Genomic DNA, 26,762 nt, shown 5'->3' with positions numbered 1-26,762 from the left:
TCCGCCGCGGCGGCGAGCACGCGCGCCACCATGAGCTCGAGGTGCAGGCGTGGCGAGGTCGCGCCGGTCATGTCGTCGAGAGCCGCGCTGACGACGTCGGCCGTGCGCGAGAGTCGCGCGGAGCCGAAGGCGGCAGCCTGGCCGCGCATACGCTCCAGGTCGTCTTCCGCGATGCCGCGCAGCACCGCGGACGCACCGGCGCCCACGGCCGCGATCACGATGAGATCGCGGAGGCGCTCGAGCAGGTCGTCGACGAAGCGGCGGGGATCCTGGCCGGTCTGCACGACGCGGTCGATAGCCGGGAAAGCGGCAGCGGCGTCGCCTGCGGCGAGCGCGTCGACGATCTCGTCGAGCAGGGCGCCGTGGGTGTACCCGAGCAGCGAGACGGCCCGCGCGTAGCCGACCGTCACGGTCTCGGAGCCGGCCGGGGCATCGGACCCCGCGATGAGCTGGTCGAGCAGCGACAGCGTGTCGCGGGGCGAGCCGCCGCCGGCGCGCACGACGAGCGGCAGCACGCCCTGCTCGACGATCACGCCCTCTTCACCGCACAGCTTCGCGACGTACTCGAGCATCGCGGCAGGCGGCACGAGACGGAACGGGTAGTGGTGGGTGCGCGAGCGGATCGTGCCGAGCACCTTCTCGGGCTCGGTGGTCGCGAAGATGAACTTCACGTGCTCGGGCGGCTCTTCGACGAGCTTGAGCAGGGCGTTGAACCCCTGCGGCGTGACCATGTGCGCCTCGTCGAGGATGAAGATCTTGTACCGGTCGCGGCTCGGCGCGAAGGTGGCCCGCTCCCGCAGGTCGCGGGCATCGTCGACGCCGTTGTGGCTCGCGGCGTCGATCTCGACGACGTCGAGGGAGCCTCCACCGGCGCGGGACAGCTCGACGCAGCTGTCGCAGGTGCCGCAGGGCGTGTCGGTCGGCCCCTCCGCGCAGTTCAGGCAGCGGGCGAGGATGCGTGCCGACGTCGTCTTGCCGCAGCCGCGCGGTCCGGAGAACAGGTAGGCGTGCCCGATGCGGTCTCCGCGCAGCGCGGTCATCAGCGGGTCGGTCACCTGAGACTGCCCGATCATCTCGCCGAACGTCTCGGGTCGGTAGCGGCGGTAGAGGGCTGTGGTCACCTCAACAGCCTACGGCGTGCCACCGACGTTCGGCGGGTCACCCGATCAGTCGATCGGCTCGATGATCGGGATCGCCGTGGTGATGACCGGAACGGATGCCGAGAGCCTCGTGCCGTCCTCGCGCAGCGCGTCGGCGAACTGGCGGAGCGTGGGTCGTCCGGGGATCAACGGGCCCTGATCGGCGAGCGGCACCACGACGGCCTCGTCGACCGTCGCGACGTACGCCGCGTCCCGCACGGTGAACGGCACCGGGGCTCCGCTGCGCACGCGCAGCAGCAGCTCGTCCTTCGTCACGGTGACCTGCAGATCCGATCCCTGCCACTGCAGCGGGAACGACAGCGACGGCCACTCCGCCGGAAGGCGCGGGTCGAAGCTGAGCTCCCCGGCGTAGTCGCGCATGCCGCCGAAGCCGCAGACGAGCGCCGTCCACACCCCGCCGGCCGATGCGACGTGCACGCCGTCGGCCGCGTTGTGGTGCAGATCGTGCAGGTCGACGAAGAGCGACTGCTCGAAGTACCGCTGCGCGAGGTCCTGGTAGCCGACCTCGGCGGCCAGGATCGACTGCACGACGGCCGACAGGGTCGAGTCGCCCGTGGTCAGCGGGTCGTAGTAGTCGAAGTCGGCCTTCTTCTCCTCGGGGGTGAAGTGGTTGCCCTGCAGGAAGAGGGCGAGCACGACGTCGGCCTGCTTGAGCACCTGGAACCGGTAGATCACCAGCGGGTGGAAGTGCAGCAGGAGCGGACGCTGCTCGGCGGGCGTGTTGGCGAGATCCCACACCTCGCGCTCGAGGAAGAGCGAGTCCTGCGGGTGGATGCCGAGGCTCTCGCTGTAGGGGATGAACATGGCCTCTGCGGCACGCTCCCAGGCCTCCGCCTCGCCCGACCCGAGACCCGTGCGCTCGACGAGTCGCGTGTAGTCCTCGGGGTAGGTCTCCTGGATCTCCCGGACGATCCGCGCCGCGTACCGCAGGTTGTACCGCGCCATGACGTTCGTGTACAGGTTGTCGTTGACGACCGTCGTGTACTCGTCGGGTCCCGTGACGCCGTGGATGTGGAAGGTCTCGATGCCGTCTCCGGCGCCGGGCTCCTCCACGAGCCGCGAACCGCGCCAGAATCCGAGGGTCGCCCAGAGGCGCGCGGTCTCGATGGCGATGTCGGCGCCTTCGCGCCGCAGGAAGTCCTCGTCGCCGGTCGCTCGCACGTACTTGCCGAGCGCGAAGCTGACGTCGGCGTTGATGTGGTACTGGGCCGTACCGGCGGCGTAGTAGGCCGAGGCCTCTTCGCCGTTGATCGTGCGCCAGGGGAACAGCGCTCCCGCCTCGTTGAGCTGCGCCGCGCGCCGACGCGCCGCCGGGAGCATCTGCACACGGGCGCGCAGCGCGTTGCGCGCCCACTGCGGCGATGTGTACGTCAGGAACGGGAGCACGTAGATCTCGGTGTCCCAGAAATAGTGTCCGCTGTACCCCGAACCGGACACGCCCTTCGCCGGCACGCCGGTGCCGTCGGCGCGGGCCGACGCCTGAGCGAGCTGCAGCAGGCACCAGCGGGTCGCCTGCTGCACGTCGTCGCGGCCGCCGATCTGCACGTCGCTGCGCTCCCAGAACGCGGCGAGCCAGTCGGCCTGCCGGCGGAACTGCGTCTCGACGCCCTCCACCGCGACCCGGTCGAGGGAGCGGCGGCAGCGGTCGACGAGCTCGCGCGGAGGGACGCCGCGAGAGGTGTGGTAGCTCACGAGCTTGGTGATGCGGATGGGGACGCCGGCCTTCGCCTGCACCCGGAAGACGTTCTTGGCGATGTCGGGCTCGACGAGCTGCCGGGCGCTGTACTCGTTGTCGGTCTCGATGATGTGGTCGGCGACGACGGCGACTGTCATGCCGGAGTCGGCGACCTGGTACGAGAGAGTCGCCCGCAGGCCGTCCTGCCAGTACTCGGCGGGCTCGAGCACGCGATCGGCGATCTTCTCGGCCTTCCGAGGGTCGAAGGCGGCCTTCTTCTTCTGCGCGGGGACGGGTGTGCCGGCGTAGACGTTGCCGCCGTCCTGCCGGTTGAGCAGCTGGCAGCTGATCGTCACCGGGGCGTCGGAGTTCTCGACCGTGACCTCCAGACGGAGGATCGCGAGGTGCCGCTCCTCGAAGCTGACGATCCGCTCGTCGCGGATGCGCACGCGCTTGCCCGACGGCGTCTCCCAGACCACGAGCCGCTCCAGCACGCCGGTGCGCATGTCGAGGGTGCGCTGGTACTCGCGCACATCCGCCTCGTCGAACGACATCGGCTCGTCGTCGACGTACACGCGCATGATCTTCGCGTCGGGCGCGTTGACGATGGTCTGGCCGACCTCGGCGAAGCCGTAGGCCTGCTCGGCGTGACGGATCGGCCAGGTCTCGTGCAGGCCGTTGATGAAGGTGCCGTGCTCATGCGCGCCACGGCCCTCGATGTGGTTGCCGCGGAGGCCGAGGTAGCCGTTGCCGACGGAGAACAGCGTCTCGCCCACGCCCTCCTCGGAGTAGCTCGTCTCGATGAGACGCCATGGGTCGACGGGGAATCGGTCGCGGTCGATCATGCGGTCTCCGGGGTGCTGGTGGTGCGGGTTTCGGGAAGGAAGGCGTCGAGGTCGTCGACGACGACGGTGGCTCCGGCATCGCGCAGGGCTTCAGCGCCCGTGCCGCGGTCGACGCCGACGACGGTCGCGAAGCCGGCTGCGGCGGCCGATGCGGCACCCGACGTGGCGTCCTCGACGGCGACGGAACGGGCGGGGTCGACGCCGAGTGCCGCGGCGCCCGCGGCGAACATGTCGGCGGCGGGCTTGGAGGCGAGGCCGTCGCGCTCGGCGACGACGCCGTCGACGACGATGCGGAAGAACGAGCGGATGCCGGAGGCGCCGAGCACCTCTTCGGCGTTCTTCGAGCTCGAGACCACGCCGAGGGGCACACCGGCCTCATGCAGGCGCTCGACGAGCGCGAGCGAACCCGGGTACGGTTCGATCCCCTCTGCGCGCAGCGAGGCCGCGAACGCGGTGTTCTTGCGATTGCCGATGCCGCAGATCGTCTCGGCCTCGGGGTCGTCGTCCACCTCACCCCAGGGCACCTCGACGTTACGGCTCTGCATCAGGCTGGCGACACCGTCGTAGCGCTTCTTGCCGTCCACGTAGTCGTAGTAGTCGGCATCCGTGTACGGAGGCGTGATGCCCCACCGCTCGAAGACGTCGTCGAAGACGACCTTCCACGCCCGCATGTGCACCTCGGCCGTCGGCGTGAGCACGCCGTCGAGGTCGAAGAGCACACCGTCGGCGCGGAGCAGATCGGGCAGGGCTTCTGGCACAGGAGCCTCCAGGAGAAGAGCGATGGGTTGTCCGGCACCTCTCCGTGCCACTGTGCAAGCGTAATGGGGCGCGGCGCGGTCGGGTAACCCCCGCGCGCCATCAGATCAGAGCAGCTCGGCGGTCTGGCGCGCGATCTGCAGTTCCTCGTTCGTCGGGACCACGAGAACGGTCACGCGCGACGAGTCGGTGGAGATCCGGCGGACGCCGCGATCGCGTGCCTCGTTGCGCAGCGGATCGATCTCCACACCAGCGAATCCGAGGGTCGCCAGTGCGCCGGCTCGGACGCGCGCGGCATTCTCACCCACGCCCGCGGTGAACGAGATGACGTCGACGCCGCCGAGCTGGGCGAGGTAGGAGCCGGCGTAGGCGCGCAGGCGGTGGATGTAGACGTCGAAGGCGAGGGTCGCGGCATCCTCTCCCTCGTCGACGCCGGCGAGGATGTCGCGCATGTCGCTGCGCCCGGCGAGACCGAGGAGTCCACTGCGGCTGTTCAGCATCGCGTCGAGGTCGTCGATCGAGAGCCCGGCGCGGCGCGACAGGTGCACGAGGGCGGCGGGGTCGAGGTCGCCGGAGCGCGTGCCCATGACGAGGCCTTCGAGAGGCGTGAGACCCATCGACGTCTCGACCGAGCGTCCGCCGTCGATCGCCGTGACCGACGCGCCGTTGCCGAGGTGGAACACGATCTGGCGGAGGTCGGCGAGATCGCGGTCGAGGAACGCGGCCGCCTTCTCGCTCACATACTGGTGGCTGGTGCCGTGGAAGCCGTAGCGGCGCACCCGGTGCTCCGCGGCGAGCGCGGCATCGATCGCATACGTGAAGGCGGCGGGCGGCAGCGTCTGGTGGAAGGCGGTGTCGAACACGGCGACGTGCGACACGGCGGTGAACACGGCCTTCGCGGCGCGGATCCCCGCGAGGTTCGCCGGGTTGTGCAGCGGGGCGAGGACGGCGAGCTCGTCGATCTGCCGTTCGACGTCGGCGTCGACGAGAGTCGGTGCGAAGAAGCGGGCGCCGCCGTGGACGACCCGGTGCCCGACGGCGACGGGCGGGCGCTCCTCCAGCGAGGGGCCGTGCTCGGCGAACTGCGCGAGCATCACCGCGAACGCGTCGTGATGGTCGGCGACAGGCCGCTCGCTGCGGTAGGTCGCGTCGAGCATGGTCGGCACGGCATCCGCGGTCGTGTCGGGGCGCACCGTGTGCGAGACGGGGCTGACGTCCTGGCCGATCCGCTCGATGAGTCCGCTCGCGAGCTCCGTCTCGGTGTCGACGTCGATCAGGCTGTACTTCAGCGACGACGACCCGCTGTTGATCACGAGGATCGCGCTCATGCCGCTCCCTCCGTCGCGCTCTGCGCCTGGATCGCGGTGATCGCGACGGTGTTCACGATGTCGTCGACGAGCGCGCCGCGAGAGAGGTCGTTGATGGGCTTGTTCAGCCCCTGCAGAACCGGCCCGATGGCGACGGCGCCCGCCGAGCGCTGCACCGCCTTGTAGGTGTTGTTGCCGGTGTTGAGGTCGGGGAAGACGAAGACGGTGGCCCGTCCGGCCACGGCGGAGTCGGGCAGCTTGGCCTTCGCGACGGCGGCGTCCGCGGCCGCGTCGTACTGGATCGGTCCCTCGACCAGCAGCTCGGGTGCGCGTTCGCGCACCAGCGCCGTCGCCGCACGCACCTTGTCGACGTCGGCGCCCGATCCGGATTCCCCCGTCGAGTAGGAGAGCATCGCGATGCGCGGATCGATGCCGAACTGGGTGGCCGTCGCCGCAGAGGAGATCGCGATGTCGGCGAGCTGCTCGCTGGTCGGGTCGGGGATCACCGCGCAGTCGCCGTAGACGAGCACCCGATCGGCGAGCGCCATGAGGAAGACGCTGGAGACGACGTTCACCCCGGGCTTCGTCTTGATGATCTCGAACGACGGGCGGATCGTGTGGGCCGTGGTGTGGGCGGCGCCCGAGACCATGCCGTCGGCGAGACCGAGATGCACCATCATCGTGCCGAAGTACGACACGTCCGTCACGGTGTCGGCCGCCTGCGCGAGCGTGATGCCCTTGTGCGCTCGCAGGCGCGCGTATTCGGCGGCGAAGCGCTCGACCAGCTCGGGATCGCTGGTGCTGATGACCTGCGCCGCCGTGATGTCGACGCCGAGCTCGACCGCCCGCGCCCGCACCGACGACTCCTCGCCGAGGATCGTCAGATCGGCCACCTCCCGCGCGAGCAGGGTGGCGGCGGCCCGGAGGATGCGATCGTCGTCGCCCTCGGGAAGGACGATCCGGCGCCGGTCCGCGCGCGCCCGTTCGATGAGGCCGTACTCGAACATGAGCGGGGTCACGACGCGGGACTCCGCGAGACCCAGCTGCGTGGTGAGCTCCGCGATGTCGACGTGCGTCTGGAACAGACCCAGGGCGCGGTCGTAGCGCGCACGCGAATCCGGCGAGATGCGGCCGCGCGTGCCCATGACCCGCACCGCGGTGTCGTAGGTGCCGAGATCGGTGGTGATGATCGGCACGGACGAGGAGAAGCCGTCGAGGAGTCGCAGGATCGGCTCGGGCAGCGGGAAGGGCCCGTTGAGGATGATGCCCGCGATGCGGGGGAACGTGCCGGAGGAGTCGGCGAGCAGGGCGGCGAGCAGCACCTCGGTGCGGTCGGCGGGGATCACCACGACCGCCTCCTCGGTGAGCCGCGGGAGCACGTTCACCATCGACATGCCGGCGACGACGATCGTGAGCGCCTCGCGGCCGAGCCGCTCGTCGTCGCCCTTGAGGAGCTTCCCGTCGACGGCGGCGAGGATGCTGCGGATCGAGGGTGCGACCAGGGCGCGGTCCTCGGGGATCGCCCATACCGGCGTGCCGGCCTCCGGAAGCGCTCCGGCGACCTCGGCGATGATGTCGTCGAGGGCCGCGGGATCGGCCCGGTTGACGACGACCGCGAACAGCTCGGCCCGCTCGGCGGCGAGCTCCGACAGGGCGAGTGCGGCGATCTGGCTGACGGCCGATCCGGTGCGGGCCGTGGTCGTGCCCAGCTGTTCGGCCTGGCGCTGCTGGTCGCGGCCGCTGAGCACGAGCAGCACGGGGGCGGCGAGGTTCGCGGCGATGCGGGCGTTGTAGCCGAGCTCCGCCGGGCTCGCGACATCGGTGTAGTCGCTGCCGATGATCACGACCGAATCGCACTGCGCCTCAACGGCTTTGAAACGCGCGACGATGGTCGACAGCGCCCCCTCCGGGTCGCTGCGGACATCGTCGTAGGTGACGCCGATGCAGTCGTCGTAGTCGAGGTGCACGCCGTCGTGCGCGAGCATCAGATCGAGGATCTCGTCGCGTTCGGTGACGGAGCGGGCGATCGGGCGGAACACGCCCACCCGCGGCGACACGCGCATCAGAGCGTCGAGCGCCCCGAGGGCGATCGTCGACTTTCCGGTATGGCCTTCGGCCGAGGTTACGTAGATGCTCCGCGCCACGGGATCAGCTTAGGCGGGGTCCGCTGTGCAGGAACCGGACAAGGTGTCGACGACCGCGGTGGCATCCGCCTGGAAGCGGGCGTAGTAGTCGCGGTCGGTGTTGATCTGCACCCGATGGATCGCGTGCGACGGCGGCAGTTGCTGCCAGTCGGGCAGTCGGGCGAGCCGGTCGTAGAACATCGTCGCCGCCGTCGCGGGATCCATCCGCTGCTCGATGCTGCCCCACCACTCCTGCTGCTGGAACAGTCCGATGCTGGTGGTGCGGGTGCCGTCGGGGTTCGTGAATCCGCTCGTCTCCCAGTCGCCGTAGTCGATGTTGCGGAGACTGCTCTCGCCCATCGCCGTCATCACCCCGAGGATCTGCCCGTCGCGAGCGAAGCCGAGAGCGGATGCCGTGCGCATGATCGTCGCGGCGTTCTCGAGCTGTTCGCCGCTCCAGCCCTCGATGCCCGCCTCGGGGAATGTCGTCGGGTCGTCGAGGCAGACGCCATGCGGATCGCGCGCGAGCCCCAGCGGGATCAGCACCAGGAGAGCGACGCCGACCGCCACTGCTCCGGCGCTCACGAGGATCCGACGCCAGATGCGTCGGCGACGCAGCCGGAGTGCCGCGTGGCGCCGGGCCCCCGGCTTCCGGCGTCGCGTCGTGGCCTTCTTCTTCCTGGTGGGGCGCTTCGCGGCCTTCCGTGTGACGCGCTGGGCGCTCATGCGGAGAGCGCCGCGCGGTCCGATCGGCGGCGACGGCCGGCGAGCGCCGCGACTCCTCCGCCGATCGCGCCGAAGAGGTGGCCCTGCCAGGACACGCCTTCGGCGGCGCCGAACACTCCGGCGAGCATCGATCCGCCGTAGAGGGCGATGACGATGAGCGCGATCACGGCGTAGAGGATGCGGTGCGCGACGCGGCCGGGCATGAAGACCCGCAGGACGACGTAGCCGAAGTAGCCGAAGACGAGCCCGGATGCTCCGACGGTGAGGGTCCCCGGGGCGTTGACGAGCCACGTCCCGATGCCGCCGATGATCGCGACGATCGCCGTGACGGCCCAGAACCGTCGCGCGCCTTCGACGGCGACCAGGCAGCCGAGGACGAGGAACGGTACGGAGTTCGCGATGAGGTGACCCCAGTTCGCGTGGAGGAGCGGGGCGAGCACGATGCCGCCGAGGCCGCTGATGTCCCAGGACCTCAGGCCGAATCCGGTGAAGGAGCCGGGCAGGATCGCATCTACGATCTGGACGAGCCACATCAGGGCGAGCAGGACGACCGGCGACGCGAAGCGCCCGAGCGCGCGAGACGTGCTCGGCGCGTTCGCGGTGTTCCGGGGCGGCATGACGGTCACTTCACGATTGTCGCAGGCGTTCCCCGGAGACGACTGAGGACCGGGCTTGCGACTCGAGATCCTGCCCGAGGGCAAAGAAAATGACCCTCCGCGCACCCAGCAGAGCCCGGTTACCCTTGCTGCGTTTCCGCCCTGGGGGAATTGGCCTGGATGCCGCCACGCGGAGAGCCGACACCTATCCTAGCCCGACCCGCGCGGCGACTCGAATCGAGTGGGAAGACGGCGTCCGCAACCTCATGGGAACCTGCCAGAGCGATGCACCCCGCGCAGGGTTACGATCGAGTAACGCGCATCGCAGCGCCGACGCGAGAGGGAACGCATGCCAGACAACTCCCCCCGGATCCCGGTGACGATCGACGCCGACCAGTTCGCCGCGCAGACGTCGGCGATCCTGTCGTCGATCGGACAGGTGATCGACGGGAAGCCGGATGCCGTGCGCAGCGCGCTCGTCTGCCTCCTGGCGGAGGGTCACCTCCTGATCGAGGACGTCCCGGGGGTCGGCAAGACCATGCTCGCCCGTGCTCTCGCCGCGAGCGTCGATGCGACGGTGCGCCGCATCCAGTTCACTCCCGATCTGCTCCCGGGCGACGTCACCGGGGTCTCCGTGTACAACCCGGTCGATCGCGAGTTCGAGTTCAAGCGCGGTGCGATCTTCGCCCACATCGTGATCGCCGACGAGATCAACCGCTCCTCCCCCAAGACCCAGTCCGCACTCCTCGAGGCGATGGAGGAGGGTCAGGTCACGGTCGACGGCGCCACGCATCTCCTTCCGAAGCCGTTCCTCGTCGTCGCGACGCAGAATCCGCTCGAGATGGAGGGGACGTACGCACTCCCCGAAGCCCAACGGGACCGGTTCATGATGCGCATCTCCATGGGGTACCCGGATGCCGCCGCCGAGGCTCTCATGCTCCGCCAGCGCGACGTCGTGAATCCCCTCGCCGCGGTCTCACCGGTGGCGAACGCCGCATCCATCGCGCAGCTCATCGCCTGGGCGCGGTCGGTGCACGTGGCACCGGCGCTCGAGGAGTACGCGGTGGCGCTCGCCCAGGCCACCCGCTCCGACCCGAGCCTCCACCTCGGCGCGAGCCCGCGGGCCACACTGCAGCTCGTGCGTTCCGCCAAGGTGTGGGCCGCGCTCGACGGTCGCGACTTCGTGATCCCCGACGACATCACCGCACTGCTGATCCCCGTCCTCGCGCATCGACTGCTACCGGCGCGGGGCGCGCATCGTGCCGGCGCGCAGCCCGTCGAGGCCGCACTCACCCAGATCGTGGAACGGGTGCGCGTTCCCGTCGCGACCCGCTCCTGACACGGATCCGCCATGCGCCGACGCAGAACCCTCACCCTTCGCGGAACGGGTGCGCTCGTCGCGGCTCTCGGGTGCATGATCTCGGCCAACCTCGCCGGCAGCCGCATCCTGCTCTACATCGGTCTGCTGCTGGCCCTGCTGCCCCTGTTCTCGGTCATCGCCGTGCGCGTTCCGCGTCGCTCGGGCACGGTGTCGCGGCGCATCTCCACAGACCTGCTCACGGTGTCGGAGGCCTCGCGGGTCACCGTGCGGTTCACGCTCCGCGCTCTGCGCGTGCCGCACGGGCTCTGGCACGATGTGCTGCCGGATGCCGTGTCCGGAGACTCCGGCGGCGAGTATCCGCCCGAGAACGGGCAGCTCAGCTATGTGATCACCGGAGTGCGCCGCGGGATCTGGCCACTCGGACCCCTCATGCTCCGCACCGTCGATCCGTTCGGCTTCGCGCAGCGCGAGCAGCCTTTCGGCGACACCCGGAGCATCACGGTGGTTCCCGAGATCTTCGCGCTCACCCCCCTCGCTGTCCGCGTGGGTGCGGCCGGCGGCACGGCGCACACCTCGTCGAGCAGGCTCGGTCAGGGCAGCGACAACCTGTCGCCACGCGGCTACATCCCCGGCGACTCGATGCGTCGCATCCACTGGCGGGCGACGGCCCACCGCGGGCAGCTGATGGTGCGGCAGGAGGAAGAGGAGTCGAGTCCCGACGCCGTGGTCGTGATCGATCGCAGCAGCCGGCGCTGGGACCTGCCGGGCGCCGACGCCGATCCGGCGTTCGAGGCCGCGGTGTCGCTGTGCGCATCCGCCGCGGTGCACCTGGCGTCCGAGGGATACAGCGTCGACGTGATGGACAGCGCGGGCGGCATCCTGGGCACGCTCCGCGGCCATGAGGACGATCGCGACGGGTTGCTCGTGGCGCTCGCCACGGTCGGTCCCCGCGGTGACAGCCGTGATCTCGCCACACTCATCGGCGGAACGCCGCCTGGACCGCTCGTGTACATCACGGGCCGGCTCGACGAAGAGGACGCGGCGCTGCTGCGCCCGTCCGGTGCGGCAGCGCCCATGCTGTTCAGCACCGAGCTCCTGCCCGGGGCCGCGGACGCGGCGCGGCAGCACGGCTGGACCGTCTCGCCTCTCGGCGAGGACGTCGCCGACGCCTGGGAGGACGCCGTCTCCGCGCGGATCGGAGTCGGCGATGTTCCGGGCTGATCGCGCCGGCGCGACAACCGGTGCACCGCCGCGGACGCCGCCGCGCTGGCATCGCGACCGCGATGAGCCGACCGGTGTCGTCGCTCCGGGCGCGCTGGCCGCCGTGGCCGCCTTCGTGGCGATGTGGCCGTTCACCTCCGTCATCGAGGCGGGCGAGTGGTCGCTGACCGTCGTGCTCGTCGTCGTGGCGACGGTGGGGGCCGGGATGCTGCTGCGCTGGCTGCTGCGTCGGCAGCGCCCGTGGCTGAGCGACGTGATGGCGTTCGTCGTGCAGATCGTGGTCGCGATCGCCGTGGTGACGCAGCTCGTCGCCGGCGACACCGCGTTCCTCGGCCTCTTCCCGACGTCGACGACGCTGTCGGTCTTCGAGGCGCTCGGCGCATCCGCCGGCGAGCAGATCGTCTTCGGCACCGCTCCCCTGGACTCCTCGCCCGGGCTGGCGGCTCTGATGGGGGGCGGATTCGCCGTCGTGGCGATCCTGCTCGATCATCTCGTGGCGCATCGCTCCGCGGTCATCGCCGCCCTGCTGACCGGGGCGATCGGCGCGATACCGATGATCGTCACGCTCGGTGACGTCAACGTCGTGTGGTTCGTGATGTTCGGCGTGCTGGTGCTCGTCCTCTTCCGGTTCACGGCGCGACGGCATCCGCTCTCCCCTCGACGATCCGCGACCTCGATCGCGGTGGTGGTCGGGGCGGCGGCACTGGCGGTGACGGTCGTCATCGCTCCGGCGCTCCCTGTGGCCGCGAATCTCGCCGGCACCGGCGTCGGGGTCACCGTCGACGCGTCGCTGCGCCTCGGCGACGACCTGCGCCAGCCGAATCCCGTCGAGGTGCTGACGGTCGCGGCGAAGGGCGAGATCGCCCCGTATCTTCGGCTCACCACGCTGTCGCGCTTCGACGGTCGCGTCTGGCAGCCGGACCGCGGTGACGTGCAGTCGCAGCGCAACGGCTTCGGAGAGCCCGAGTGGGGCGCCGACATCGCGACCGAGGAGCAGACGACATCGATCCGCATCCTCCGCATGTCGAGCTCCTGGCTCCCGGTGCCGTATCCGGCGACGAGCGTGCAGGGTGTGGGTGGGGCATGGCGGGTGGCGGTCGACAACCGCACGCTCGTCTCGCGCAATGCGGATGCCGCCGGCAACGATTACACCGTCGGCTCCCTGCGGGTGATCCCGACCCTCGAGCAGATCCGTGCGCTCGATGCCGCGGAGCCCGTCGTCGATCCCGACGAGGAGCCGGTGGAACTGCCCGGGATCATCGCCTCACTGGCGGCGGAGGTCACGGCGGAGGCCGGCACCGACTACGACCGGCTCGTGGCCCTGCAGACCTGGTTCCGTTCGGAGTTCAGCTACTCGCTGGAGACCCCGGTGGAGGAGGGCTTCGACGGCACCGGCGCCGAAGCGGTCGCGCAGTTCCTCGATGAGCGGTCCGGCTACTGCGTGCATTTCGCGGGCGCATTCGCGCTGATGGCGGAGAGCCTCGGGATGCGGACGCGCATCGTCGTCGGCTACCTCCCCGGTGCGCTGACCGATGAGAAGCGCGGTGAGGAATCCGTATTCTCGGTGTCCAGCGACCAGCTGCACTCCTGGCCGGAGGTGCTGTTCCCCGGGGTCGGCTGGATCCCGTTCGAGCCGACCGCATCGCTCGGTGTGCCGACCGCGTTCCGCGCGGGAGCGGTCGACGGCAGCGGAACAGGCGGATCGGTGACGCCGGCACCGACCGCGGCCCCGCAGACCGAGGAGACCCAGGGTCCCGAGGTCGACCGCGGCGATGCGGAGGCGGATCCCGGGGCGACCGGAGAGCTGCGCAGCCTCGATCCGATGCCCATCGTGCTCACCGTCGCCGGCGTGCTCGTGCTGCTGCTCCTTCCTGCGCTGATCCGGCACGCGGAGCGGTGGATGCGCCTGCGTCGAGCCCGGCGCGGCGACTCGGCGGCGGTGTGGGCCGAGCTGCGCGACACCCTGCTCGACCTGCAGCTTCCGATGTCCGACGCGGACACCCCACGGATGAGGGCGGCGGAGCTGGTCCGACAGAACGATGTGGACGTTGCGGCGATGAAGGAGCTGACGGATGCCGTCGAGCGGGCGAACTACGCCCGAGCGGACACCGAGCCGGTCGATCTCGCCACGCCGCTGGTCACCGTGCTCACGCGTCTGCGGCGCAGCGTCGATCGTCCGATGCAGGTGCGCGCCGTTCTCCTGCCCCGCTCGCTGTTCGCGACTCGCAACTCCGGCGCTGCCGCGACGGCCTGAGCCGGGGTCAGGCCGCGTGTGCGGTGCAGGGCACGGACTCGCAGTCGTCGCACACGACGAACTGGGCGCGACAGGAGGGGTCGGGGCAGTTGGCGGTGCGCTTCGTCGCCGTACCGCAGCCGACGCATTCTCCGACGACCTGCGCGTGGTCCGAGAAGTCGACCGAGCCGCGGCCGTCGAACACGTAGAGCGAGCCCTCCCATAAGCCGTCGTCACCGTACTTCTCGCCGTACCGGACGATCCCGCCCTCGAGCTGATAGACCTCTCCGAAGCCGCGCGCCGTCATCAGGCTCGACAGCACTTCGCAGCGGATGCCGCCGGTGCAGTAGGTCACGACGGGTTTGCCCTTGAGGTCGTCGTACGCACCGGAGTCGAGCAGCTGCACGAAGTCCCGGGTGGTCTCGGTGTCGGGCACCACTGCCCCGTGGAAGCGCCCGATCTGCGCCTCGAGCGCGTTGCGTCCGTCGAAGAACACGACGTCGTCGCCGCGCTCGTCCATGAGCTCGTGCAGCGCCTCGGGGGTGAGCCTGGTGCCGCCCCCGACGACACCGTTCTCGTCGACGCGCAGCTCGCCGGGGGCGCCGAACGACACGATCTCGTCGCGCACCTTGACGCTGAGCTTGGGGAAGTCGAGGCTGCGGCCTTCGGCATCCAGCCCGGTGCCCTCGCTCCACTTGATGTCGGCGTCCTTGAAGGCGGGGTAGGAACGGAAGGAGCGCGCCCACTTCTTCACCGCGCGCACGTCGCCGCCGAGCGTGCCGTTGATGCCGTCCTTCGAGATGAGCACGCGCCCCCGCAGTCCGAGGGCCTCACCGAGGTCGCGTTGCCAGAGGCGGATGGCCTCGGGGTCGGCGAGCGGGGTGAAGGCGTAGAACAGGACGATCTTCGGGGTTGCCACTCGGCGATCCTACGCGAAGCTCGGCATGGGACGGGCCGGATCGACCCGCCCCATGGGCATCCCCAGATGACGACCTGATGTCGTCATCTGACGATAGATGAATGCCGGGGCCGGTGCAATATATCAGCGGGTACGGCTGATCTCGGCGCTTCGCGCGATCGGGTTCTCGTCTTCCGGATCGACGATCACCCCCGTGATCTCATCGAGCCCGAGCACTGGGAAACGCGAAACCGCGCCGATCTTCTCGGCGCTGCCGAGCACGAACACCTCCGCACTGCGCGCGGCGAGGGCACGCTTCGTCACCGCGTCATCCAGCTCTCCTGTGGTGAGACCGTGCACCGGGTCGATTCCCGTCACACCCAGGAAGAACGTGTCGGCGGAGAGGCGAGAGATCGCCTCCAGCGCCAGACCTCCCCCGACCACCGCCGAGTGACGGCTGAGCTCTCCTCCCACCATCAGCACGCGAGCGGTCGAATGCTCCATCGCCGTGAGGGCGACAGCAGGGCTCGGAGTGATGACCGTGAGGTCGTCGCCGTGCGGCAGCATCCGTGCCATGGCGAGCGTCGTGGTTCCCGCATCCAGGATGACCGTCGACGCCGGATGGATCAGTGCGATGGCCGCTCGGGCGACTCGCTCCTTGCTCTCGCTTGCGACACCCAGCCGTTGGGCCACCGGCACGTCGGCCGGCGGCACGGGCAGCGCGCCGCCGTAGACGCGGACGCACAGTCCGGCGTCGGCGAGCTCGCGCAGGTCTCGGCGGATCGAGTCCTCGGACACGCCGAGCTCCGCCGCCGCCTCCTTGGCCACCACGCGCCCTTCGACGGCGAGGAGCTCGAGGAGATGCTCTTTGCGCTGCACACCCAGCATTCGCACTTCTTCCTGTTGTTGCACGCTCTTGCATGGTTAACGCTACAGTGTGGTCCATGAAGAAGCCACTCCTGATCCTGATCGCCGGCCCCTATCGCTCCGGCACCGACGGCGACCCTGCCGCGATCGCCCGCAACCTCGAGCGACTGGAATCCGCCGCCGCTCCCCTTCATCGTCTCGGCCACGTGCCCATGATCGGAGAATGGGTGGCGCTGCCCACGCTGCGCGGGCTCGACGAGAGCGAAGCCGCAGACGGCGACGTGATGTACGAGACGGCGGCGAGGCTCCTGCAGCACTGCGATGCGGTCCTGCGGCTTCCGGGGGAATCCTCGGGCGCCGACAACGACGTCGCCATCGCGCGGGAGCGCGGCCTGCCGGTCTATCACCGCATCGAGGACGTCCCCGCCGCATAGCTGCGGTCACTCGGCACCCGGCCGATCGGATAAGATGAACAGGTTGTTCCTGGTGACGTGTCCGAGCGGCCGAAGGAGCACGCTTGGAAAGCGTGTGTTGTGCAAGCAACCGCGGGTTCGAATCCCGCCGTCACCGCCAAACGTCAAGAAGGGTCTCCGCGTCAGCGGGGGCCCTTCTTACGTTCACCCGCAGTCTGGATTCGTCGCCGCCGAGAAGCGCCCTCACGACTCATCACTGCTCATCCTGCACAACCACAGCGTTGCCCCACACCCAGCAGCGGAACACGCGATCACCGGCACGGAACTCGATCCCCGCCGCAGCGGGCGTGGACCGCATCAGCTTGGCCGCGACCCGGATCGATTCGGGACCGAATCGCACCCATGCCCAGACTCGTCTCTGCAGAGCGTGCGGGTAGATGGTGACGGCCTGCTCGCGCAACCCGAGTTCCCGATCCGTGAGCGACTGCAACGGCCCACTCCGCATCGCGGCGAGGATCGACGACTCCTGCGACCTCATGTCGTAGTTCGCGGAGAGCATCCTGCCCGGGTTCCCCATGCCGGCGATCCTTCCTCCGGCCGAGAGATCGATTCTAGGGCGCTTCTCCGACACGCCCTGCGGCTGCGAACGTCACGCCGTACATGTGCCCGGCGCCCGGAAGCCGCTCCATGCCGAGTCGCTCGTAAAAGGCGGCCGCACCGGTGTTGTTCGGGTCGATGCCGAGGTGCAGTCCGCGCACTCCACGACGGGTGAGTTCGGCGAAGAGCGTCTCCATGAGCCGACGCCCGAGCCCCTGCCCCTGCGTCTCGGGGAGCAGATCGATGTGCAGGTGCGCGGGGTGGTCGGCAGCGTGGGGCTCGATGCCCGGCATCCGCTCGTAGCCGTACTCGATCATCCGCTCCTCGCGGGTCGACGGCTTCTCCGCGCGCGGGTAGCGCGCCTGCCGCGGCGGCCACCACTCGTTGCGGAACCAGGTGTAGAAGGCGTCGGTGTCGTCGGTCGCCACGACGTAGCCGATCGTGCGGCCGTCATCGGTCTCGACCACCCAGGCGAGATCCGGATGCCGCTCGACATAGGGAACCGCGAAGAGATCGCCCCAGAGGTCGTCATCCGAGAGGATCCCGGACGCGTCGGCCCCGGCATCCGCCGTCTTGACGCAGATCTCGGAGATCGCGGCGCGGTCCGACGGTCGATACGGGCGGATGTGCGACACGGAGACTCCTCGATGAATCGGAAGCCTCAGCCTATCGGCGCCTCGACGACCTGCTCGCGACGCTGCCGCACCCAGGGCAGCAGCCAGGCGGCGAGCACCAGCACGACACCGGCGCCGACGAGAGCTCCGCCGAGCGTGTCGCTCGCCCAGTGCACCGAGAGGAAGGTGCGCGAGAGCGCCATCGCGAGGATCCAGAGAACGCCGACGATGGCCGTCCAGACCCGCGGGAAGAGCACCCACAGGACCAGCGCGATGGTCGCCGCGTTCGCCGTGTGCCCCGAGGGGAAGGAGCCGTAGTCGCTCACGACCAGCATGTCTTCGGGGCGCGCCCGGCCGAAGATCTCCTTGAGCAGCTGCACGGCGCCCGCGCTCAGCGCGAAGCAGACGGCCGCGAACACGGCGCTGCGCCAGCGCCGGGCCAGCAGCAGCGCGACGATCGCGAGAAGAGGAATCCCGAGGATCGCGACCCATCCCCCGCCGATCCAGTTCAGGACCAGCGCGAACCTGTACATCCCGTCCCCGCGGATGCTCTCGATGAGCTGGTTCCACCAGCGGTCGAACCCCGGAGTCTCGGTGTACGCGTACACCACGAAGGCGCCGAGAGCCGTCGCGACCACGAGGCACGCGACGCCCCACCACAGCAGCATCCGTCTGTTCATCGTTCCATCATGGCCGACGAACGCTGTGGACTCAGGGAGTGAGCATCCCCACGGTGCGCGGCCGCACGATCAGCCACAGCGAAAGGATGCCGATCGTGGCACAGCCGACCATGACCGAGGCCATGGTCGTCGCGGTGATCCCGGCGTCCCGCGAGATCCATCCCACGACCGGCGAGATGAGCCCAGCGACACCGAAGTTCGTCGCCCCGAGGATCGAGGCGGCGGTGCCTGCGGCTTTGCCATGGCGGTCGAGGGCCAGAACCTGCACGTTCGGGAAGGTGAACCCGCAGGCGGTCATGAACACGAAGAGCGGGATGACCGTTCCCCAGAGCCCCAGACCGAGCTGGTCGGTGACGATGATCGCGACTCCCGCAACCAGCAGCACCGCCGTCGAGAACGCGAGAACCCACTGCGGCCCGAAGCGCGCGGCGAGCCGCGACGCGACCTGCACGCCCGTGACCACGCCGAGCGAGTTGACCGCGAACAGCAGACCGTACTGCTGCGCGTCGAGGCCGTGCGTCTCCTGGAAGAGGAAGGGCGAGGCGGAGAGGTAGGAGAACAGCCCGGAGAAGCTCATCCCGCCGATGATGAGCACGCCGATGAAGACGCGGTCCGTGAGCACGGACTTGTAGCGCTGCAACATGGTCGCACCGCCGCGTCCGCCCTGGCGACGCGCGACGGGAAGGGTCTCGGGCACGAAGATGATCGCCGACAGCAGCATGACCACGCCGTAGGCCGCGAGCACTCCGAAGATGCCCCGCCACGGCATGAGCGTCAGCAGCCACGAGCCGATCAGCGGCGCGATCACCGGGGCCACGCCCGACACGAGCGCGAGGCGCGACAGCATCACGACCAGACGTCGTCCGCCGAACAGGTCGCGCACGATGGCCATGGCCACGACTCCGCCCGCCGCGGCGCCGATGCCCATCAGCACGCGGGCGGCGCTGAGCAGACCGAGGTCCGGCGCGAAGGCGGCCGCGAGGCTGGCGAGCACGTGCAACGCGGTGACGGTGATCAGCGGCACCCGTCGCCCGACCTTGTCGCTGAGCGGACCGACCACGAGTTGGCCGACCGCGAAGCCGATCATCGTGCCGGTCAGCGTCAGCTGGATCGCGGCCGACGTCGTCTGGAAGTCCTCCTCCAGCACCGGGAACGCCGGGAGGTACAGGTCGATCGTGAACGGTCCGAGCGCCGTGAGGGCACCGAGAAGGATGATGTACAGCGTGCGTCGACCCAGAGAGATCGCGTCGCCCGGGTGCAGCATGATCGGCGCGGTGGCCGGATTGCTCCCGAGCGTGCGGATGGCACCGGTGGCGGTCGACGTGCGGATGCTGCCCGTCACCGTGCGGATGCTGCCGGTGGGGGTGCGCAGGCTGCCGGTGTCGGTGGGCTCGGGCTGCGGGGTCGTCGGGATGGAATCAGTGCGTGGAGCGTCGGACACGACGGTCCTTCCGGAGGTCAGGCGAGGGCGCGCGAGATCGAAACGATTCGATCGGGGAAGCACCCCATGTTACCGGCTCAGCGACCGACGCGCGCGAGTCCCTGCTCGAGGTCGGCGATCAGGTCGCTCACATCCTCGATGCCGACCGAGAGACGCACGACGTTCTCGGGCACCGCGAGCGGCGTTCCCCGCACCGATGCGTGGGTCATGTCGGGCGGGTATCCGATCAGCGACTCCACGCCGCCGAGCGACTCGGCGAGCTGGAACAGCTCCGTGTTCTCGACGAACGCTCGCGCGGCGTCTCCTCCGGCAGCGAGACCGAGCGACAGCATCCCGCCGAATCCGCTCATCTGCGCCGCAGCGACCTCGTGACCGGGGTGGGACGAGAGACCCGGGTAGAACACCTCGGAGAACTCGGGCCGACCGGTCGCCCATTCCGCGATCGCCTGCGCGTTCTCGGAGTGCTGCCGCATCCGCACGGCCAGCGTCTTGATGCCGCGGGTGGTGAGCCAGGCGTCCAGGGGCGCGGAGACGGCGCCCACCGCGAACTGCTGGAACTTGATCTGCTCGTAGTGGCGATCGTCGCCGAACACCACCGCCCCTCCGAGCACGTCCGAGTGCCCGCCGAGGTACTTGGTGGTGGAGTGCACGACGAAGTCCGCGCCCAGCGACAGCGGCTGCTGCAGCGCCGGCGAGGCGAACGTGTTGTCCACGACGAGGATGAGGCCGGCGGCGTGCGCGATCTCGGCGATCTGCGCGATGTCGACGATCTTCAGCAGCGGATTGCTCGGCGTCTCGAGCCAGATGATCTTCGTCTCCGGACGGATCGCGGCCTGGATCGCCTCGACGTCGGCGAGTTCGACCGTGGTCGTCTCGATGCCCCAGGGCGCGAGCACTTTCGTGAGCAGGCGGTAGGTGCCGCCGTACACGTCGTTGCCGAGCAACACGTGATCGCCGGGCTTCAGGATGCCGCGCAGCAGCGCGTCCTCCGCGGAGAGGCCCGATGCGAACGAGAGAGCGCTCACGCCGCCCTCGAGCGCCGCGAGCTGCGTCTCGAGTGACGAGCGCGTGGGATTGCCCGACCGGTTGTACTCGTACCCCTGACGCAGGCCGCCCACGCCGTCCTGCACATGTGTGGAGGCCTGGTAGATCGGCGGGATGATCGCGCCGGTGACGGGATCTGCTGCCTGTCCCGCGTGGATGGCTCGGGTGGCGAAGGAGTGCTCGGGCATTACCTCAGCCTACGTCCCGCCGCTCAGGGGCGGCCGGGCCTGTTACGCCGCGCGTCAGCGCGACAGGTACGAGAGCAGGTCCTGACGCGTGAGCACCGTGTGCGGCTTGCCGTCTTCGGTCACCAGCAGCGCATCGGCGTCGGCGAGCGCACTGCGCGCGTCCGCGACCGACGTGTGGATGCCGACGAGGGGCAGCCGCTCCCCCACGTGCGTGCCGAGCGCGTCGGTCGGCTGCGCCTCACCCCGGAACAGCAGGTCGAGCAGGCCCTTCTCATCGACGGTGCCGACGACTTCGCCCATCATCACCGGGGGTTCGGCGCTGAGCACGACGAGCTGCGAGACGTCGTACTCGGTCATCATCCCGATCGCCTCGAGCACGGTGTCGGTCGGGTGGGCGTGCACGAGATCCGGGATGCCGGCGCTCGGTCCCTGCGCCTGGCGCTGTGCACGGGCGGCGAGCACGTCGGCGACGGTCTCCCCCTCCTCCACCTCGCTGAACCCGTAGGAGCGCATCCATCCGTCGTTGAAGATCTTGGCGAGGTAGCCGCGGCCTCCGTCGGGCAGGAGCACCACCATGACGGCATCCGCGGGCAGGTCGCGTGCGATGCGCAGGGCGCCGACCACGGCCATGCCGCTGGACCCGCCGACGAGGATGCCCTCCTCGCGCGCGAGGCGACGGGTCATCGCGAACGACTCGGCGTCGCTCACCGCCACGATCTCGTGCGGCACGGTGGGGTCGTACGAACCGGGCCAGATGTCCTCGCCCACGCCCTCGACGAGGTACGGCCGCCCGGTGCCGCCGCTGTAGACGCTGCCCTCCGGGTCGACTCCGACGATGCGCACCCGCTCTTCGGACACCTCGCGCAGGAACCGTCCCGTCCCGGTGATCGTCCCGCCCGTGCCGACGCCGGCCACGAAGTGGGTGACCGTGCCGTCGGTGTCGCGCCAGATCTCGGGACCCGTGGTCTCGTAGTGGCTGCGCGGACCGTTCGGGTTCTCGTACTGGTTCGGCTTGAACGCCCCGGGGATCTCGCGGGTGAGCCGGTCGCTCACGCTGTAGTAGGACTCCGGGCTGTCGGGAGCGACCGAGGTCGGCGTCACCACGACCTCGGCGCCGTAGGCCCGCAGCACGTCGATCTTGTCGTCGCCGACCTTGTCGGGCACCACGAAGACGCATTTGTAGCCGCGCTGCTGCGCGACGAGCGCAAGTCCGACGCCGGTGTTGCCGCTGGTGGGCTCGACGATCGTTCCGCCCGGCTTCAGGTCGCCGGCGGCCTCGGCCGCGTCGATGATGCGCGAGGCGATGCGGTCCTTCGACGAGCCGCCCGGGTTCATGTACTCGAGCTTGACCAGCACCGTGCACGCGACGCCCTCGGTGACGTGCTGGAGCTTCACGAGGGGCGTGTCGCCGACGAGGTCGACGATCGAGTCTGCGTACTTCATGACTTCAGGGTACGGGGACGGATGCCGCGGAGGAGGCAGTGTTGCGTCATCCGCGGCATCCGTTAGTCCCTGAGCCTGAGCGAAGGCTCAGCCCTTCGTGGAACCCGCCAGGAGTCCGCGGACGAAGAACCTCTGCAGCGAGAAGAACACGATCAGCGGAACGATGATCGACACGAACGCACCGGCGGTGAGCAGGTACCAGCCCTCGCCGCGGCCCGTGATCTCGGCGAGCACCTTCGTGATCGGCGAGGCGGCCCCGTCGGCGAACACCAGCGCGACGATCAGGTCGTTCCAGACCCAGAGGAACTGGAAGATCGCGACCGACGCGATCGCCGGCATCGTCAGCGGCAGCACCACGCGGAAGAAGATCTGTCCGCGAGAGGCGCCGTCGACGCGCGCGGCCTCGATGATCTCTCCCGGGATCTCCGACATGAAGTTGTGCAGCAGGTAGATCGCCAGCGGCAGCGCGAACATGGTGTGGGCGAACCAGACCTGCGCATAGCCGCCCGCGACGTCGAGGCCCAGGGTCACCTGCAGCCCGAAGAGGTTGATCCCTCGCGAGAACGACGACAGCAGCGGTACCAGCGCCATCTGGATGGGCACGATCTGCAGCGCGAACACGAAGATGAACAGCGCGTTGCGTCCCTTGAACTCGATCCACGAGAAGGCGTACGCCGCCATCGCCGCGATCATCAGAGGGATGATCGTCGCCGGGATCGTGATCACGATCGAGTTGAAGAACGACTCGAGGATCGTCAGCTGGGTCGTGCCGGACTGCAGCACGGCCGCGTAGTTGTCCAGCGTCAGCTGCGGGTTGGTGAAGAACGTCCACCAGCCGGTCGTCTCGATCGCATCGCGCTCGCGGAACGACGAGATGAACAGCCCGACCGTCGGGATCGTCCACAGCACGGCGATGACGATCGACGCGACGGTCGCCCAGGGCCGGCTGAGACGCTTGCGCGCACGCCCGGCCGAGGCTTCGAACCGGCCTCCGGTCGTGATCGCTCGCGTGCTGGCCGGGGTCTCTGACTTCACGGTGTCGGTCATCGGATCTCCCGCTGCTTCTTGATCTGGCGTGCGTTGTAGATGACGATCGGCAGCACCAGGATGAACAGGATGACGGAGAGCGCAGCACTGCGCCCCGCCTCGAACTTCGAGAACTGCGTGTACATCTCGTTCGCGAGCACCGATGTGCCGTAGTTGCCACCGGTCATCGTGCGCACGATGTCGAAGACCTTCAGCGAGGCGATCGAGATCGTGGTCAGCACGACGATGAGGGCCGGACGGATCGACGGGATCGTCACCGACCAGAAGCGCTCCCAGGCATTGGCGCCGTCGAGTTCGGCCGCTTCCAGCAGTTCGGCCGGCACGCCCTTGATGGATGCCGAGAGCACGACCATCGCGAAGCCGGTCTGCACCCAGATCAGCACCACGATGAGGGCGAGGTTGTTCCACGGACCGTTCAGCAGGAACTGCTGCGGCTGCCCGCCGAACCAGACCAGGATCTGGTTGAGCAGACCGATCTGCTCGAACTCTCCGCCGCGGTAGGCGTAGACGAAGCGCCAGATGATGCTGGCGCCGACGAACGAGATCGCCATCGGCATGAACACCAGGAGCTTGTAGACCTTCTCACCGCGGGTCTTGTCGATGAAGACGGCGTACGCGAGGCCGATCAGGGTCGAGAGCGTCGGGACGAGCAGCACCCAGACGATCGTGTTGACGACCGAGCTGACACCGTCGGACTGCGTGAAGATCCAGAGGTAGTTCGAGAAGCCGACGAAGTTCTGCCCCGTCGAGTTCCAGAACGACGCGTACACGGTCTGGATCGACGGCAGGATGAGCCCGGCGAGAAGCAGCAGCATCGCCGGCGCCATGAAGGCCACCAGCTGGATCAGGTATCCCGCGCCGTCGCGGGAGCGGTAGTCGAGGAAGAAGAACAGTGCGCCGACGGCGACCGCGACTCCCATCGCCCAGTAGTACGAGTTGAAGAACCACATCACCGCCAGCGGGATGAGCAGGCACATCGCCAGGCGGATGACGGTGTAGACCGCACCCTTGCGCGGCGCGATGTCGACGAGAAGCAGGATCACCACCACGACCACCGCGAATGCGATGACCACGGCGACGGCCTGGAGGATCGGCGGCAGCGCCCCGATCCATTGGAAGAACACAGTCGCGTTCACGGATTCCCCTTCATGAGACGGAGCTGATCAGCGGCCCGAGCGGCGTTGCTCGGACCGGGTGTGAGAAGGAGGGCCGCCCACCCGGGCGGCCCTCCTCATCCGATCAGCTGGAGGGCCAGCCGGTCTGGATCTGCGTCAGCACCTCATCGGTGGAGGTGCCGTTCACCCAGGCCACGATGCCCTTCCAGAACGTGCCCGAACCGACCGCACCCGGCATCTGGTCGGATCCGTCGAAGCGGAACGTCACCTCGTCGTCCTGGAGGAGCTTGATCGACTCCTGCAGGATCGGGTCCTCGACCACGTCGAGGTCGACGCCCTTGTTGGCCGAGGTCACACCGCCGAGAGCGAGGCGGCTGTTCGCCCACTCGGGGCTGGACAGGTACTCCAGCACCTTCTGGGTCGCCTCGTCGTCGCTGAACGCGCCGACGATCTCGCCACCACCGGTGATGAGCGTCTCGTCCGGGCTCGAGCTCGGCGTCAGGAACGCCCACACGTCGCCGTCCTCGGCGAAGTTCGTACCCTCGGGGTAGAAGCCCGAGAGGAACGAGGCCTGGTGGGTCAGCGCGCACTCGCCGCTGGCGACCTTCGCCGCCACGTCGCCGAACGCGGTCGAGTTGATCGAGCGCACGTCGCCGAAGCCGGCGTTGACGTACTCCGGGTTGAGCAGGATCTCACCGGTCGTGTCGAAGGCCTCCTTGATCTGCGGGTCGGTGAAGGGGATCTCGTTCTTCACCCACTGGTCGTAGACGTCGGGGCCCGCGTTGCGGAGCACGAGGTCTTCGATCCAGTCGGTGCCGGGCCAGCCGGTCGCGACGCCCGACTCGAAGCCGGCGCACCACGGTGCCGCGCCGCTCTTGTCCTTGATGGTCTGGGTGAGCGTCATCAGCTCGTCCCACGTCGTGGGCTCTTCGACGCCCCACTCGGCGAACTTGGTCGGCGAGTACCAGATCCAGCCCTTGACGCTCGCCATCAGCGGCGCGCCGTAGAAGGTGCCGTCGTAGGTGCCGAAGTCGATCCAGCCCTGGGTCCAGCCCTCTTCGGCGTTCTTCTTGACGGCATCCGGAGCAGGCTTCAGCAGGTCGCGCGATGCGTAGTCGGCGAACAGACCCGGCTGCGGGAAGATCGCGATGTCGGGCGGGTTGCCACCCTGTGCGCGAGTGCCGAGCTGCGTCTCGAAGTCCTGGCTGCCCTCGTACTTGATCGTGATGTCGTTCTCCTTCTCGAAGTCCGCCCAGGACTGCGCAAGGAGTTCGGCTTCGCCCTCGACGATCGTGCCGTAGATCGTGACGGTGTTGTCTCCGCCTCCACCGCCTCCGCCGCCTGAGGGTGCGCCGCCGGGAGCCCCGCATCCGGCGATCGCGACGCCCGCGACCCCCAGCAGGGCGAGCGGCACCAGCCGCCGTGAACGCTGTGACAGAGCCATGTGAATTCTCCTCTTCGAGTACAGGGTCCCGCTTCGACAGACGCCACCCCTGGCGTCGTTCGGGAACCGATTCCAGGCCAACCTACTTGGCTTCCGCTCCCCCGCACAATAAGCAAGGGTCACAAGCTGACAACCTTTCGTGCCCGCACGTCCCCGGCGATGGGAGCGCTCCCTCGACCGGTATATGGAACCGGTTCCTTTTCGCGCGACGAGCGACTACGCTATCGACCGGCGAGCGCCATGGTGTGCGCCGCTCACGCATCCGCGTGGCCTGGTCGAGGAGGACCGATGAGCACGATCGCGGACGTCGCCGCTCGTGCCGGCGTGTCGAAGGCCACAGCGAGCCGTGCCCTCACCGGGCACGGATACGTCTCGGATGAGACGCGTCGACGGGTGTCGGATGCCGCGCGCGAGCTGTCGTACGTCGCGCACTCCTCCGCCACCAGCCTCGCCACCGGCCGGACGCAGACCGTCGGCGTCATCATGCCGCCCGTCGATCGCTGGTTCTTCGCCGAGCTTCTCGCCGGCATCCAGGAGTCGCTGTTCGCGCTCGACTACGACCTCTCGCTCTACGGCGTGCCCGAGAAATCGCAGACCCGGGAGCGGCTCTTCGAGCACGTGCTCCCTCGTCGACGGTTCGACGGCATCATCGCCGTCGGCATCCAGCCGAGCGCGCGCGAGCTCGAGCGGCTGCAGCGCACCGGCCGCCCGCTCGTGAGCGTCGGCCCGTACAACCAGGGATCGAGCGCCGTGTCGATCGACGACGCGGCCGCCGCCCGCATCGCCACCGAGCACCTCATCGAGCTCGGCCACACCGCGATCGCGTTCGTCGGCGGATCGACGGATGCCGCAGAGCTCAGCTTCGGCGACGCGCGCCGCCTGGACGGCTATCAAGTCGCCCTGCAGGCCGCCGGCCTCGCCGAGCACGCGCGCATCGTCGAGGCCACCCCGACCATGGTCCCCGGTATCTCGGGGAGCCCGACCGTTAAGGTAGAAGCATGACGTATA

Annotated in this window: 23 protein-coding genes, 1 tRNA gene and 1 other RNA gene; 6 read left to right on the top strand and 19 right to left on the bottom strand. The window is 69.2% G+C overall.

What is annotated here, in order from left to right; all coding sequences use genetic code 11:
* The 8 genes from DW306_RS09915 to ffs form a co-directional block, all read right to left on the bottom strand.
* Positions 1 to 1,121, bottom strand: a 1,121-nt coding sequence (locus tag DW306_RS09915; RefSeq protein ID WP_136055433.1) for a DNA polymerase III subunit gamma and tau, incomplete at its 3' end; no start/stop codon positions are given.
* Positions 1,122 to 1,166: 45 nt separating this feature from the next.
* A complete protein-coding gene (locus DW306_RS09910) occupies positions 1,167 to 3,680 on the bottom strand; it encodes a glycosyl hydrolase family 65 protein (RefSeq protein ID WP_136055432.1) in 2,514 nt (837 codons plus the stop codon).
* On the bottom strand, positions 3,677 to 4,438 hold the full coding sequence (locus tag DW306_RS09905) for an HAD-IA family hydrolase (RefSeq protein ID WP_136055431.1): 762 nt from the start codon (positions 4,436 to 4,438) through the stop codon (positions 3,677 to 3,679). The genes DW306_RS09910 and DW306_RS09905 overlap by 4 nt, the downstream gene beginning before the upstream one ends.
* A gap of 105 nt (positions 4,439 to 4,543) precedes the next feature.
* Positions 4,544 to 5,764, bottom strand: coding sequence for an acetate kinase (locus DW306_RS09900; protein ID WP_136055430.1), 1,221 nt, complete (start codon positions 5,762 to 5,764; stop codon positions 4,544 to 4,546).
* Positions 5,761 to 7,887, bottom strand: a complete 2,127-nt coding sequence (pta, locus tag DW306_RS09895; protein WP_136055429.1) for a phosphate acetyltransferase — start codon at positions 7,885 to 7,887, stop codon at positions 5,761 to 5,763. The genes DW306_RS09900 and pta overlap by 4 nt, the downstream gene beginning before the upstream one ends.
* A 9-nt stretch (positions 7,888 to 7,896) precedes the next feature.
* Positions 7,897 to 8,592: a hypothetical protein gene (locus DW306_RS09890; RefSeq protein WP_136055428.1), complete on the bottom strand. Its 696-nt coding sequence runs from the start codon at positions 8,590 to 8,592 to the stop codon at positions 7,897 to 7,899.
* Complete coding sequence (locus tag DW306_RS09885) at positions 8,589 to 9,209, bottom strand: rhomboid family intramembrane serine protease (RefSeq protein WP_136055437.1); 621 nt, start codon at positions 9,207 to 9,209, stop codon at positions 8,589 to 8,591. The genes DW306_RS09890 and DW306_RS09885 overlap by 4 nt, the downstream gene beginning before the upstream one ends.
* 85 nt (positions 9,210 to 9,294) lie before the next feature.
* Positions 9,295 to 9,391, bottom strand: an RNA gene (gene ffs / locus DW306_RS09880) — signal recognition particle sRNA small type.
* Between the two features lie 146 nt (positions 9,392 to 9,537).
* Between ffs and DW306_RS09875 the strand changes: the two genes are divergently transcribed.
* Genes DW306_RS09875 through DW306_RS09865 form a run of 3 tightly spaced genes read left to right on the top strand, consistent with a single transcriptional unit; the run spans position 9,538 to position 13,984 of the window.
* A complete protein-coding gene (locus DW306_RS09875; RefSeq protein WP_136055427.1) occupies positions 9,538 to 10,527 on the top strand; it encodes a MoxR family ATPase in 990 nt (329 codons plus the stop codon).
* Between the two features lie 12 nt (positions 10,528 to 10,539).
* Positions 10,540 to 11,730, top strand: coding sequence for a DUF58 domain-containing protein (locus DW306_RS09870; protein ID WP_136055426.1), 1,191 nt, complete (start codon positions 10,540 to 10,542; stop codon positions 11,728 to 11,730).
* Positions 11,717 to 13,984, top strand: coding sequence for a DUF3488 and transglutaminase-like domain-containing protein (locus DW306_RS09865; protein WP_136055425.1), 2,268 nt, complete (start codon positions 11,717 to 11,719; stop codon positions 13,982 to 13,984). Before DW306_RS09870 ends, DW306_RS09865 begins: the two co-directional genes overlap by 14 nt.
* A gap of 7 nt (positions 13,985 to 13,991) precedes the next feature.
* On the opposite strand, the gene DW306_RS09860 is transcribed toward DW306_RS09865, so the two are convergent.
* Positions 13,992 to 14,882, bottom strand: a complete 891-nt coding sequence (locus DW306_RS09860) for a rhodanese-related sulfurtransferase (RefSeq protein ID WP_136055424.1) — start codon at positions 14,880 to 14,882, stop codon at positions 13,992 to 13,994.
* A gap of 123 nt (positions 14,883 to 15,005) precedes the next feature.
* Entirely contained in the window at positions 15,006 to 15,749 is a 744-nt protein-coding gene (locus DW306_RS09855; RefSeq protein ID WP_136055423.1) for a DeoR/GlpR family DNA-binding transcription regulator, read from the bottom strand.
* 56 nt (positions 15,750 to 15,805) lie between these two features.
* Between DW306_RS09855 and DW306_RS09850 the strand changes: the two genes are divergently transcribed.
* Both DW306_RS09850 and DW306_RS09845 read left to right on the top strand, forming a co-directional pair.
* Positions 15,806 to 16,162 carry a DUF4406 domain-containing protein gene (locus tag DW306_RS09850; protein WP_205814140.1) on the top strand — a complete coding sequence of 119 codons (357 nt, stop codon included), beginning with the start codon at positions 15,806 to 15,808 and terminating at the stop codon, positions 16,160 to 16,162.
* Between the two features lie 51 nt (positions 16,163 to 16,213).
* Positions 16,214 to 16,301: transfer RNA gene (locus DW306_RS09845), tRNA-Ser, on the top strand.
* A gap of 93 nt (positions 16,302 to 16,394) precedes the next feature.
* Here DW306_RS09845 and DW306_RS09840 read toward each other — a convergent pair.
* The 9 genes from DW306_RS09840 to DW306_RS09800 form a co-directional block, all read right to left on the bottom strand.
* Positions 16,395 to 16,718: a hypothetical protein gene (locus tag DW306_RS09840; protein WP_136055422.1), complete on the bottom strand. Its 324-nt coding sequence runs from the start codon at positions 16,716 to 16,718 to the stop codon at positions 16,395 to 16,397.
* A 34-nt stretch (positions 16,719 to 16,752) separates the two neighbouring features.
* On the bottom strand, positions 16,753 to 17,373 hold the full coding sequence (locus DW306_RS09835; protein ID WP_136055421.1) for a GNAT family N-acetyltransferase: 621 nt from the start codon (positions 17,371 to 17,373) through the stop codon (positions 16,753 to 16,755).
* 26 nt (positions 17,374 to 17,399) lie between these two features.
* Positions 17,400 to 18,032 carry a phosphatase PAP2 family protein gene (locus DW306_RS09830; RefSeq protein WP_240747146.1) on the bottom strand — a complete coding sequence of 211 codons (633 nt, stop codon included), beginning with the start codon at positions 18,030 to 18,032 and terminating at the stop codon, positions 17,400 to 17,402.
* Between the two features lie 31 nt (positions 18,033 to 18,063).
* Positions 18,064 to 19,473: a multidrug effflux MFS transporter gene (locus DW306_RS09825; protein ID WP_205814139.1), complete on the bottom strand. Its 1,410-nt coding sequence runs from the start codon at positions 19,471 to 19,473 to the stop codon at positions 18,064 to 18,066.
* Between the two features lie 77 nt (positions 19,474 to 19,550).
* Positions 19,551 to 20,705: a cystathionine gamma-synthase gene (locus DW306_RS09820; RefSeq protein ID WP_136055420.1), complete on the bottom strand. Its 1,155-nt coding sequence runs from the start codon at positions 20,703 to 20,705 to the stop codon at positions 19,551 to 19,553.
* Between the two features lie 54 nt (positions 20,706 to 20,759).
* Positions 20,760 to 22,148 carry a cystathionine beta-synthase gene (locus DW306_RS09815; protein WP_136055419.1) on the bottom strand — a complete coding sequence of 463 codons (1,389 nt, stop codon included), beginning with the start codon at positions 22,146 to 22,148 and terminating at the stop codon, positions 20,760 to 20,762.
* 87 nt (positions 22,149 to 22,235) lie between these two features.
* Positions 22,236 to 23,195 carry a carbohydrate ABC transporter permease gene (locus tag DW306_RS09810; protein ID WP_136055418.1) on the bottom strand — a complete coding sequence of 320 codons (960 nt, stop codon included), beginning with the start codon at positions 23,193 to 23,195 and terminating at the stop codon, positions 22,236 to 22,238.
* Entirely contained in the window at positions 23,192 to 24,331 is a 1,140-nt protein-coding gene (locus DW306_RS09805; RefSeq protein WP_136055417.1) for a sugar ABC transporter permease, read from the bottom strand. Before DW306_RS09805 ends, DW306_RS09810 begins: the two co-directional genes overlap by 4 nt.
* A 103-nt stretch (positions 24,332 to 24,434) precedes the next feature.
* Positions 24,435 to 25,754 (bottom strand): extracellular solute-binding protein, encoded by a 1,320-nt coding sequence (locus DW306_RS09800; RefSeq protein WP_136055416.1) that lies wholly within the window; start codon positions 25,752 to 25,754, stop codon positions 24,435 to 24,437.
* Between the two features lie 288 nt (positions 25,755 to 26,042).
* On the opposite strand from DW306_RS09800, the gene DW306_RS09795 reads away from it, so the two are divergent.
* Positions 26,043 to 26,756: a LacI family DNA-binding transcriptional regulator gene (locus DW306_RS09795; RefSeq protein ID WP_240747145.1), complete on the top strand. Its 714-nt coding sequence runs from the start codon at positions 26,043 to 26,045 to the stop codon at positions 26,754 to 26,756.
* Positions 26,757 to 26,762 lie beyond the last annotated feature (6 nt).

This window comes from Microbacterium sp. K24, from assembly GCF_004794465.1.
Taxonomy (GTDB): domain Bacteria; phylum Actinomycetota; class Actinomycetes; order Actinomycetales; family Microbacteriaceae; genus Microbacterium.
This window is presented reverse-complemented; position numbering and strand designations above follow the sequence as displayed.